This window comes from Xanthomonas axonopodis (assembly GCF_001304695.1).
GTDB classification, from domain to species: Bacteria; Pseudomonadota; Gammaproteobacteria; order Xanthomonadales; family Xanthomonadaceae; genus Xanthomonas; species Xanthomonas axonopodis.
Genome location: NZ_JFAQ01000052.1, coordinates 1 through 11,983, shown reverse-complemented (window position 1 = coordinate 11,983; position 11,983 = coordinate 1). Strand labels below are relative to the sequence as shown.

Genomic DNA, 11,983 nt, shown 5'->3' with positions numbered 1-11,983 from the left:
TAAAGCACAGAGGCCTCCCAACAGAGGCCTCGATCACCGGGATTGCCCTGAATGGGCAAAGCGATCTACGCGCCCCATCGTCTATGTGCATCCAACCTCCCGCGAAACGCGGGAACGGGGCTTGATCAGCGTTGCCTTAATGTCTACTCGATGCAATCCTCGATCGCAACGTATCGCTACATCGCAAACTCAGCTCACTCGCCGATCCAGCCCTTCAGCATGTCGGCGAATTCATCGGCATGCTTTTCTTCCTGGGCCAGGATGCTTTCCAGAATGCGCTTGGTGGTGGTGTCCTTGTCGCCGATGAAATCGATCATTTCCCGATAGCTATCGATGGCGATGCGTTCGGCGATGAGATTTTCCTTGACCATGTCGCGCAGGTCGGTGCCTTCCTTGTATTCGGCATGCGAGCGCTTGGTCAGGGTGTCCGGATTGAGATCCGGTTCGCCGCCCAGCTGCACGATGCGCTCGGCAAGCTTGTGTGCGTGCTCTTGTTCCTGTTGCGCGTGTTCCAGGAACTCGCCCTTCACTGCGTCGGCAAGCATGCCCTTGGCCATGAAGTAGTGGCGGTAGTAGCGCAAGGTGCACACGTATTCGGTAGCGAGCGCGGTATTGAGCAATTCGATCACCTTCTCGCGATCGGCGTGGTAGCTCTCGGTGATGGCGCCGTCTTCGATGCTCTGGCGCGCGCGGGCGCGCAAGGTGGCAGTGTCGGTGATACCGGCGGCCGTTTTGGTGGCTGGCCGATCAGACATGGCTGGCCGTTTTCCTTCTGAGCGGATGGGAGCAATGGGTGCTCAATCCGGCAGGTGCTGCAGCACGTAATCGGCTGCAGAGACTTTGAATTCGCCGGGTTCTTCGACAAACAACGCCTTGACTACCGCGTCGTCCGCATACAGCGCGTAGCGGCGCGAGCGCAGGCCCATGCCCGAGCCGCTGGCGTCGATTTCAAGGCCCAGGGCACGCGCCAATTCGGCGTTGCCGTCGGGTAACAGGTGCAGGCCATCAGGAATCAGCTGGCTGCGTCCCCATGCCTGCATCACGAACGGGTCGTTGACCGCGGTGCACAGCACGTCGATACCGCGCTTGCGGAATTGCTCGAAGTGTTCCACATAGCCTGGCAGGTGCTTGGCCGAGCAGGTGGGGGTAAAGGCCCCCGGCACCGCAAACAGCAGCACCTTGCGGCCTGCGAACAGACTGTGAGTGTCGACGGCCTCGATGCCGTCGCGCAGGCGCTTGAGCACGACTTCGGGAATGCGGTCACCAACGTGGATGGTCATGCGGCGGGCTCCTGTGGCTGAACGGATTCTAGAAAGGGGCAGGGGAAAAGCGCGTCAACGCGCTTGAAATCCGTCCGGCCACGCCTATCTGACGCACATGGCCGGCGCAACTGCGCAGCCGCAGTCGCCGGCCCCGTCATCAACCTTTTTTTGGAGGCTTTCAATGAACATCGTTCGTTATCCCCAATTTTCCACCCACGCGCTGCAGAACGAGATCAAGCATGTGTTCGACCGCTTCTTCGAGCAGAACGGCGACACCGACGAATCGGCCGTGGTGACCGCGCAGTGGGTGCCGCGCGTTGACATCAAGGAAGAGCCAAATCACTTCGTGCTGTACGCCGATTTGCCGGGCATCGATCCAAGCCAGATCGAGGTGCAGATGGACAAGGGCATCCTGTCTATCAAGGGGGAGCGCAAGAGCGAATCCAGTACCGAGACCGAGCGCTTCTCGCGCATTGAGCGCCGCCACGGCAGCTTCCATCGCCGCTTCGCGCTGCCCGACAGCGCCGATGCCGATGGCATCACGGCCGCGGGCCATAACGGTGTGCTGGAAATCCGCATTCCCAAGCGCCCGGCCGCCACGCCGCGCCGTATCCAGGTTGGCAACGGTCAGAACACCAACGGCAGCACGGTGCAGTAAGCGCAATAAACGTCTCGGCGGCGCGCTGTGCAGGCGCGCGATGTTCGCTGGGCCGGCCTGTACGGTGCGTGCAGGCTGGCCCAGCGACCGGCAGTTCCGACCGGCACCTCCGCCAGCCGGAACTGCCTGCTGCAGGACGTTAGACCTGGAGCGAAGCCACCGCTTCGCTCTCCGGCGACAGTCGCGCCGTAGAATAGGCGCGGTTGCCCGCCCGGCTGCGAATAGATTGGCCACAGCGCCCTGGCGTGACCGCTTGCGGAAGCGGCTGGCATGCGAACTCGGCACGTACGCCCGTACGGTGCTGGCTTGCACGCCTTCCACGCCGCTCACGCGCTGTCCGCCGGTGTGCTGGCCGTTCGAACTGGCTCGTGGCCTCGGCTGCGGGCCGTTTTTTTTCCAGAGGTGATTAGATGGAATTCAAGGATTACTACGCAACGCTCGGCGTGGAGCCCAGTGCAGGCGATGCGGAGATCAAGACCGCCTACCGCCGGCTCGCGCGCAAGTATCACCCCGACGTCAGCAAGGAAGCCGGCGCCGAAGACAAGTTCAAGGCGATCAACGAAGCCTACGAAGCGCTGCGCGACCCGGCCAAGCGCAAGGCCTACGACCAGTTGAAGGCGCAGGGGTTCCGGCCGGGCGACGAGTTCCAGGCCCCGCCCAATTACGGCGGCGGGCAAGGTTTTGATTTCGAAGAGGTGTTCGGCAATGGCGGCGCCGGTGGGGGCTTCAGCGATTTCTTCGAGAGCCTGTTCGCCGGCCAGCGCGGTGGCCGTCCGCGCGGCCCGGGCGCCGGGCCCGGTGCAGGTGCCGGCCCGCAGGCGCGCGGCGACACCCGCGCCAAGCTTGCGGTGCCGCTGGAGGCGGTGCATTCGGGCGACAGCGTGCGCATCACCATCAATGGCAAGCAGCTGGACGTGCGCGTGCCCAAGGGCGTGCAACCCGGCCAGGTGATCCGCCTGAGCGGGCAGGGCAATGGCGGTGGCAACCTGTTGCTGGAGATCGAATATGCGGCGCATCCGCACTTCGAAGTGGACGGGCGCAACATCCTGTACACCTTGCAGGTCATGCCCTGGCAGGCCGCGCTGGGCACCACCATCAGCGTGCCCACCCTGGGCGGCTCGGTCGAACTGAAGGTGCCGGCCGACTCCGACGCCGGACGCAAGCTGCGCCTGCGCGGCCGCGGCCTGCCGGGGGCCACCCCGGGCGACCAGATCGTGGAGCTGGAAATCCTCGCCCCCGCCCCGACCGACGAGGCGCAGAAGAAGGCCTACCGCAATCTGGCCAAGGCATTCGGCGAGACTGTGAGCTGAGCTGATCGGCGCGGACCAGAGTGAGCTTCGCGCGCGCGAGGGTTGGGTGAGACGACGCTCGCCCAGCGATGCGGCAGTTGATGTCGACCCGCATCGTCACAATCTTGGCCGCACCCTCACCCGGCACTGGGAGGGGGAGCTAGCCCCTCTCCTTTGGAAGAGGGATTGGGGTGAGGGTTCGGTTGCCCTGCGACGTGATATTTGCCTCGCTCTGCGCCCTCGCGTCAGGACCTGCCCTCATCCGGCGCTACGCGCCACCTTCCGCGTGAAAGGGGAAAGCAGGAGACGCAAATCAACGGTGTCGCTCGGTGCGTCCTGTATTGAATCCAGCCTATGCTGTTCGACGTAACAGCTCCAGCGACGCGGAAAAACAGCGCGTCGCTCCATCACGTCTTGCCACGCTCACCGACCACGAACCCTCCGGCAACTCACCTGGCCGAGCTATCGAAAGTGCGGCGGGCGCACTACACTCGCCGCGCACACTAGGGGAAACACATGGCCCGTATTTTGATCGTCGACGACTCGCCGTCGCAGCTGCTGGGGATTCAGCGCATCGTCGAGAAACTGGGGCACGAAACCATCACCGCCACCGATGGGGCCGCCGGCGTGGAAGCTGCCAAGGAATCGTTGCCGGATCTGGTGCTGATGGACGTGGTGATGCCCAACCTCAACGGGTTCCAGGCCACGCGCACGCTCAAGCGCGAGCCCACCACCCAGCATATTCCGGTCATCTTGGTCACCACCAAGGATCAGGACACCGACCGCATGTGGGGCATGCGCCAGGGGGCCCGCGCCTACATCACCAAGCCGTTTTCCGAAGACGAGCTACTTGAAGTGATGGAGCGTGTGTTCAACCAGAAAGACGAGCCACCGAAAGCGTAAGCGCGCCGGCCAGGCGTGATCGAAGTCGGATTTCGGCAACGCAGATGGGGGATTAGCGTAAGACGGGCCAACCCTCTCTTGCGCGCTGAGGAGCCCGGTGAGGGTTCGGCAGTCCGGCGATGCGGAAGTCCACGTCGTCGTGCGCCACTGCATCGCAGTTGCACCTTCAGGCTGTGCCGAGCGCCACCTTCTGCCGATAGGCCAGGGGAGCGCAGTTGGGGCGAAGCGCGCGGCGCAGCCGTTGTTGCCTGGGAACAACGTGCGGTTGAAAGGATGGGTGCCAAGGACGCAATCGCCGCTTGGCCCGCACGCGTGCGACCTCCCATCACCGTCCGCGCTCGACACCCTGCCAGGCAGGCGTGCGCCCGGTAAGCAGATTCCAGCCGGCCAAGACGAATTAAATACCCGGCTGCGCCCAACAAACGTGTGCAACGCTCGGCAGGCACAACCCGTGCCTGCCGCCGGCACAGTGCCTCCTTGTCCGCAGGTCTTCAGCGGCAAGGCCCCGCCGGACGACCATTGCATGTGTCCCAGGCAGCCCGATCCGCCCCGCCGGCTAAACCAACCATGCATCGCACCGGGCCTTTCAAAACGGCAGGTCTGCCCCATCTAGTAGAATCGGCGAATCAAACAACATGGCGGCACTGCGGGACTGGCCCGCACAGCCCCTCGATCATGGAGCGTGCATGGCCTGGAACACACCCGGCAACAAGGGCGGAGACGGCCCGGACCCCAACCGTCGCAGGTCCTGGGGTCCGCGCGGTGGTGGCAACGGTGGCGGTTGGGGCAATCTGCCCGCTCCGTTGAAGGAGCTGTTCGACGGCGGCGTGGGGCGCTGGATCCTGGTCGCGGTGGTGCTGATGGTGCTGTTCTCCAGCTTCCAGCTCATCGGCGAGCAGCAGCGTGGCGTGGTGCTGCGCTTCGGCCAGTTCTCGCGCATCCTGCAGCCCGGCCCGAACTTCAAGCTGCCCTGGCCGATCGAATCGGTGCGCAAGGTCAATGCCACCGAGATCAAGACCTTCAGCAACCAGGTTCCGGTGCTGACGCGCGACGAGAACATCGTCAACGTCTCGCTCAACGTGCAGTACCAGATCAGCGATCCGCGCAAATACCTGTTCGGTTCGCGCAACGCCGATCTGGTGCTGGAGCAGGCCGCGCAAAGTGCCGTGCGAGAACAGGTGGGGCGTTCGGACCTTAATACCGTGCTCAACAATCGCGGCCCGCTGGCGGTCGCCTCCAAGGACCGTCTGCAGGCGGCGCTTGATGCCTACAACACCGGCCTGGCCGTCACTGGCGTGACCTTGCCGGATGCGCGCCCGCCGGAAGAAGTGAAGCCGGCCTTCGACGAGGTCAACGGTGCCCAGCAGGTGCGCGAGCGCCTGATCAACGAAGCCCAGGCATACGCCGCCAAGGTAGTGCCCGAAGCGCGCGGCCAGGGGGCTCGCACCCGTACCGGCGCTGAAGGCTACAAGCAGGCCACCATTTCCAAGGCAGAAGGCGACGCCGATCGCTTCACGCTGTTGCAGGCCCAGTACGCCGGCGCGCCGGAGGTCACCCGCAAGCGACTGTGGCTGGAGACCGTGCAGAAGGTGCTGTCGGAGAACCGCAAGGTCATCGGTAGCGATGGCCGCCAGGTCATCTATGTGCCGCTGCCGGCCGATGCCAGCAAGCCGGCCACTTCCGCTAGCAATGCCGGCATGCCGTCGATGGTGCCGCAGGACGTGCTGTTGAATCCGCCGCAAAGCGCCAGTAGCGAGGCCATCCGCAACCCGGAGCGTGGCCCGCGCCCGACCGGCCGTGAGGGAACCGAATAATGAAGAGTTCGCTAGTCATCGGCCTGATCGTCGCCGTGTTGCTGACCCTGATGGGCTCGGTATTGGTGGTGCGCGAAGACCAGACCGCCATGGTGCTCAACCTGGGCCGTGTCGTGCGTGCCGATCTCAAGCCCGGCCTGCACTTCAAGATTCCGATGGTGGAATCGGTGCGCGTGTTCGACCGCCGCTTCCAGGTGCTGGACACCGCGCCGGCGCGCTACTTCACCGCCGAGCAGAAAGACGTGAGCGTGGATTTTTTCGCCATCGGTTACATCTCCGATGTGCGTGCGTTCTATCGTGCGACCGGCGGTGAGGAATCGGTGGCCAACTCGCGACTGGCCCCGATCATCACCGACTCGCTGCGCAACCAGATCAACTCGCGCACCTTGCAGCAGCTGGTCTCCGGCGATCGCAGCGAGCTGATTGCCAACCAGCTCAAGGGCATCAATGGCGCCATCAAGGGCCTGGGGATGCAGATCACCGACCTGCGCATCAAGCAGATCGACCTGCCAACCGACAGCCAGGTGATCACCGACGTCTACGAGCGCATGCGCGCCCAGCGCAAACAGGAAGCCAGCAAGCTGCGCGCCGAAGGCGAAGAGCAGGCCCTGACCATCCGCGCGCAAGCCGACCGCGAGTCCACCGTGATTGTGGCCGATGCCGAACGTGACGCGCAGAAGCTGCGTGGTGAAGGCGATGCCGAAGCGGCCCGCATCTACGGTCAGGCCGGTTCCAAGGACCCGTCGTTCTATGCGTTCTACCGCAGCCTGGAGGCCTACCGCAGCTCCATGACCGACGGCAACGGCGTGGTGGTGCTGGACAAGAACGACCCGTTCCTGCAGTACCTCAAGAGCGATCGTTGATCGCTCTGTAGCTAATCGCTTAATGCTGAACTGAAATCGCCCGCGCAATGCGGGCTTTTTCGTATGTGCTCGTCACCGCTGAACAACCGATGCCCGCGATGAGTACCTCCACGTAGGTGCGCTCCTACGACCCGGGCAGTGGTGGATTGCTATGGCGGTGATGCGGCCAGGTAGAAACAGGCGCGGTCACAGCACCGAGTAACCCACGGTTCGCCGCAATCTGACCAACCCCCATCCGCCACCCCGCCAGAGGTAGTGTAGGCCACCGGAAACCCGGATAATGCACAAAAGCCGGCCGGGCACGCTCCAACCAGAGCACTCGGTCCGGCTTTTTCCGTGTCAGGGCTCTCGCGCCGCTGCAACGCTCCCCGATGGAGCCGCGCGCAAGGTGTCGCGGCCAGCCCTGCAGCGGTCCCATCCCGCGGCCCCGATGGCCGCAGAAAAACTTAGGAGTCCACCCGTCATGGGTCAGTCAGTTGTCGTGCTCGGTGCCCAGTGGGGCGATGAAGGCAAAGGCAAGATCGTCGATCTGCTCACCGAGGAAATCGGTGCGGTGGTGCGCTTCCAGGGCGGCCACAACGCCGGCCACACGCTTGTCATCAACGGCAAGAAAACCGTCTTGCATCTGATTCCGTCCGGCATCCTGCGCGACGACGCGCTGTGCCTGATCGGCAATGGCGTGGTGATCTCCCCGGCCGCGTTGATCAAGGAAATCAGCGAGCTGGAAGACGCCGGCGTGGAAGTGCGTTCGCGCCTGAAGATCTCTCCGGCCGCGCCGTTGATCATGCCTTACCACATCGCGTTGGATCAGGCGCGTGAAAAGGCGGCCGGCGGTAAGGCCATCGGCACCACCGGCCGCGGCATCGGCCCGGCCTATGAAGACAAGGTGGCGCGTCGTGGCATCCGCATCGCCGACCTGCATTACCCGCCGCAGCTGGAAGAGCTGCTGCGCACCGCGCTGGATTACCATAACTTCGTGCTCACCAAGTACCTGGGCGTGGAAGCGGTCGATTTCCAGAAGACCTACGACGAAGCGCTGGCCTTCGGCGAGTACGTGCAGCCGATGAAGTCGGACGTGGCCGGCATCCTGCACGACCTGCGCAAGCAGGGTAAGCGTGTGCTGTTCGAGGGCGCGCAGGGTGCGTTGCTGGACATCGACCATGGCACCTATCCCTACGTCACCAGCTCCAACACCACCGTGGGCGGCGCACTGGCCGGTACCGGTGTTGGCGCCGATGCGATCGACTACGTGCTCGGCATTGCCAAGGCGTACGCCACCCGTGTCGGCGGCGGCCCGTTCCCGACCGAACTGGACGACGAAGTGGGCCAGGGCATCCGCGACCGCGGTGCCGAGTACGGCGCGTCCACCGGTCGCCCGCGTCGCTGCGGCTGGATGGACATCGTGGCGCTCAAGCGCGCGGTGGCCATCAACGGTATTTCCGGCCTGTGCATCACCAAGCTCGACGTGCTCGACGGCATGGAGAAGCTGAAGATCTGCATCGCCTACGAATATCACGGCAAGCGCACCGAGTACGCGCCGCTGGACGCGCAGGGCTGGGAAGAGTGCACCCCCGTGTACCTGGAGTTCCCGGGCTGGAGCGAGAACACCCACGGCATCACCGTGTGGGACGAACTGCCGCCCGCCGCCCGCGCCTACCTGCGCGCGCTGGAAGAACTGGCCGGCTGCCCCATCTCGATCGTCTCCACCGGCCCGGACCGCGACCACACCATGGTGCTGCAGGACCCGTTCGCCTGATCGGCTGATGCGCGATTGAATCGACAAAAGCCCTGCTAAATGGGGGCTTTTGTTTGAACAATGCGATTGCCTCGCCCTCGCGCCGCACCCGTCTGACCGCTGCTGATGCGGTGTTGTTGGACGCCCACGCCTGATCGATGCCGGGCATGTTCAGCATGGGCGTGTAGCATGCTCGCGCCAGTCGGCATTGCATTGCCCTGGTTTGATGCATGCGTGCCCTGTCGTTGTCGTGGCTTCTCTTTGACGTGTGTGTCTTCGTGTCTGGCAGGCAGGCGCATGACTTTCGGCCGTGTGTGGTCTTGCGTGCCGGCGCCATGATGCTGGCCGCTGCACGACGTCGTTTACTTCATTACTCTTTATTAGGAATGTCATGCGCCAGATCCTGGTGACTGCTATCGCGCTGGCCCTGGCCAGCACCTGCGCCATTACGTCGGCTCACGCGGCTGCACCGGAGGCGGTCAGCGCATCGGCCGCGCAGGTCACCAGCCAGTTGCCGCGCACGGCCAGGCCCACCCACTACGCGGTGGAGATCACCCCGCATGCCGACAAGATGACCTTCGACGGCAAGGTGGCCATCGATGTCGTGGTGCTACAAGCCACCGACCGCATCGTGTTGCAGGCGGCCAATCTCACCTTCGCGCGCAGTACATTGGCGCAGCGCAAGGGGGGCACGCTGCAGGCGGCCAAGGTCAGCACCGATGAACAGGCGCAGACCGCCACCTTCGCTTTCGACAAGCCGCTGGCGCGGGGCAACTACGTGTTGTCCATCGACTACAGCGGTGTGATCAATATTCAGGCCAACGGCCTGTTCGCACTGGATTACGCCACCCCGCAAGGCCAGCGTCGCGCGTTGTTCACCCAGTTCGAAAACTCCGATGCACGCCGCTTCATTCCGTCCTGGGACGAGCCCAATTTCAAGGCCACGTTCGACCTGGCAGTCAATGCGCCGGCCGCGCAGATGGCAGTGAGCAATATGCCGGTTGCCTCGTCCAGCAATGGCGCTGGCGGCATGAAGCGTGTGGCCTTCCAGACCACGCCCAAGATGTCCACGTACCTGTTGTTCCTGAGTGTTGGCGACTTCGAGCGGGCAACGCGCAAGGCCGACAACGGCACCGAGATCGGCGTGATCGCGCAGAAGGGCAAGGTGGACCAGGCGCAGTTCGCACTGGATTCGGGCCGTGATGTGCTGCACGAATACAACGCCTATTTCGGCATTCCATATCCGTTGCCAAAGCTGGACAACATCGCCGCACCTGGGCAAAGCCAGTTCTTCAGTGCAATGGAAAACTGGGGGGCGATCTTTACCTTCGAATACTCGCTACTGCTCGACCCGGCCACCTCCAACATCGACGACAAACAGGGGGTTTTCACCGTTGCCGCGCACGAGATCGCGCATCAGTGGTTCGGCAACCTGGTGACCATGGCATGGTGGGACGACCTGTGGCTCAACGAAGGGTTTGCCAACTGGATGGAGGCGCGCACCACGCACAAGCTGCACCCGGAGTGGGACATCGACAACACCGGCGCAGCCTTCAAAAGCCGCGCCGCGATGCAACGCGATGCGTATGTCACGACCCACCCGGTGGTGCAGCACGTCGCCACCGTGGAGCAGGCCAGCCAGGCATTCGACCAGATCACCTACGACAAGGGCGAAGCGGTGATCGCCATGCTCGAAGACTATGTGGGCGCGGACAACTGGCGCAGCGGTGTGCGCAGTTACATAAAGCAGCATCAATACGGCAATGCCGTTACCGATGCGTTGTGGCAGCAGATCGATGCGGTGGCACCGGGCAAGCAGTTCACCCAGGTGGCGCACGACTTCACGTTGCAGCCGGGTGTGCCGTTGATCCAGGTCAGCGCCAGCTGCACGGCAGGCACCACGACCGTGCAGCTGAAACAAGGCGAACACACCGTCGATCGCCCCGACAAACAGCCATTGCGCTGGCATGTGCCAGTGACGGTGCGTGGCGCCGGCGGCACGCCGGTGCGCGTCTTGGTGGATGGCAGTGCGCAGGTGCAGCTACCCGGCTGCGATGCTCCTGTCGTGGTCAATGCCGGGCAGAAGGGCTACTTCCGCACGCTGTATGCACCGGCGCAATTCGCCGCACTCACCAAGGGGTTCGACGCGTTGCCGGTGGTCGATCAGCTGGGTGTGCTGATGGATGCCGCTGCACTGGCACCGGTGGGCCTGCAGCCCGAAGCGGACCTGCTTGAGCTCACCGCCAAGGTGCCGCTGGGTGGCTCGCCGGATCTGTGGAAAGTGGTGTCCGATACGTATTCCAGCATCGATCGCCTATTCGACGACGATCTCAAGGCGCAGGCCGGCTGGCGGCGCTTCGCGCGTGCGCGGCTTGCGCCCGAGTTCGCCACGCTCGGCTGGGACGAGCGCAAGGACGACAGTGCACAGACCAAGCAGTTGCGTGCCAGCCTGCTCAACAGCCTGAGCGCGCTGGACGATGCACAGGTGATTGCCGAAGCACGGCGTCGCTTCGCTGCGTTCCAGGTCGACCCGGGCACGTTGTCGCCGGAGTTGCGTAGCACGGTGCTGCGCATCGTCGCCCGCCATGCCGACGCGACCACGTGGGACGCATTGCATGCCATGGCAAAAAAGGAAACCTCGTCGATGCTGCGCGACCAGTTTTACGCCCTGCTGTCCTTCGCCAAGGACCCGGCGTTGGCGCAGCGCGCCCTGGCCCTGGCGCTTACCGACGAACCCGGCGCCACCACCGGTGCCAGCATGATCGGCGATGTCGCCAGCGCGCACCCCGAGCTGGCATTCGACTTCGCACTGGCGCATCGCACCCAGGTGGACCCGCTGATCGACTCCACCTCGCGCGCCCGCTACTACCCACACCTGGCCGCAGGCTCGAGCAAGCTGCAGACCATCGACAAGATCAAGGCCTATGCCGACAAGTACCTGGCCCCCACCTCACGCCGCGATGCCCAAACCGCCATCAGCACCATCCAGACGCGGGTGACGTTGCGCGAGCGGCGCGTGCCGCAGATTGCGGCCTGGTTGAAGAAACAGAAGGGCTGACCAGTTGCGTGGAGAAACAAAAAGCCCGGGACTTTCCGGGCTTTTTGTTTGGTGCAGTGGAGCCGCCAGTGCAGGTGAAGCGGATTGATCAACAACAGCAGCGAAGAGATTCGGCGAGTGGATGCCTGAAATGTAATGACCCACTGATTTCCAGCTCAGGTGTTACTTTCCCCGAAGGAGACACCGATGAGCGAAGTGATGGAAGAAGAGATCAAGTGCTGGACCGCCCGGCGCAAGTCGGCGCTGGTACTTTAGGGCAACGCTGATCAAGCCCCGTTCCCGCGTTTCGCGGGAGGTTGGATGCACATAGACGATGGGGCGCGTAGATCGCTTTGCCCATTCAGGGCAATCCCGGTGATCGAGGCCTCTGTTGGGAGGCCTCTGTGCTTCATGTGGGCAAC

Annotated in this window: 9 protein-coding genes; 7 read left to right on the top strand and 2 right to left on the bottom strand. The window is 63.8% G+C overall.

Annotated elements, in window-relative coordinates:
* Window positions 1-194: 194 nt before the first annotated feature.
* Complete coding sequence (locus tag XAXN_RS05505; RefSeq protein WP_054318809.1) at window positions 195-755, bottom strand: ferritin-like domain-containing protein; 561 nt, start codon at window positions 753-755, stop codon at window positions 195-197.
* 42 nt (window positions 756-797) lie between these two features.
* Window positions 798-1,280, bottom strand: a complete 483-nt coding sequence (locus XAXN_RS05500; protein WP_042821476.1) for a peroxiredoxin — start codon at window positions 1,278-1,280, stop codon at window positions 798-800.
* 163 nt (window positions 1,281-1,443) lie between these two features.
* Here XAXN_RS05500 and XAXN_RS05495 point away from each other — a divergent pair, with 163 nt between their 5' ends.
* The 7 genes from XAXN_RS05495 (at window position 1,444) to XAXN_RS05465 (ending at window position 11,582) form a co-directional block, all read left to right on the top strand.
* Complete coding sequence (locus tag XAXN_RS05495; protein ID WP_042821477.1) at window positions 1,444-1,920, top strand: Hsp20/alpha crystallin family protein; 477 nt, start codon at window positions 1,444-1,446, stop codon at window positions 1,918-1,920.
* A 410-nt stretch (window positions 1,921-2,330) separates the two neighbouring features.
* On the top strand, window positions 2,331-3,230 hold the full coding sequence (locus tag XAXN_RS05490; RefSeq protein ID WP_042821478.1) for a DnaJ C-terminal domain-containing protein: 900 nt from the start codon (window positions 2,331-2,333) through the stop codon (window positions 3,228-3,230).
* Window positions 3,231-3,725: 495 nt separating this feature from the next.
* On the top strand, window positions 3,726-4,112 hold the full coding sequence (gene pilH / locus XAXN_RS05485) for a twitching motility response regulator PilH (protein ID WP_008578169.1): 387 nt from the start codon (window positions 3,726-3,728) through the stop codon (window positions 4,110-4,112).
* Between the two features lie 686 nt (window positions 4,113-4,798).
* Window positions 4,799-5,926, top strand: a complete 1,128-nt coding sequence (gene hflK, locus XAXN_RS05480) for an FtsH protease activity modulator HflK (RefSeq protein ID WP_042821480.1) — start codon at window positions 4,799-4,801, stop codon at window positions 5,924-5,926.
* Complete coding sequence (gene hflC, locus XAXN_RS05475; protein ID WP_042821481.1) at window positions 5,926-6,789, top strand: protease modulator HflC; 864 nt, start codon at window positions 5,926-5,928, stop codon at window positions 6,787-6,789. Before hflK ends, hflC begins: the two co-directional genes overlap by 1 nt.
* Before the next feature lie 463 nt (window positions 6,790-7,252).
* Window positions 7,253-8,545 (top strand): adenylosuccinate synthase, encoded by a 1,293-nt coding sequence (locus tag XAXN_RS05470; protein ID WP_042821482.1) that lies wholly within the window; start codon window positions 7,253-7,255, stop codon window positions 8,543-8,545.
* 370 nt (window positions 8,546-8,915) lie between these two features.
* Window positions 8,916-11,582, top strand: a complete 2,667-nt coding sequence (locus XAXN_RS05465; RefSeq protein ID WP_042821483.1) for a M1 family metallopeptidase — start codon at window positions 8,916-8,918, stop codon at window positions 11,580-11,582.
* Window positions 11,583-11,983 lie beyond the last annotated feature (401 nt).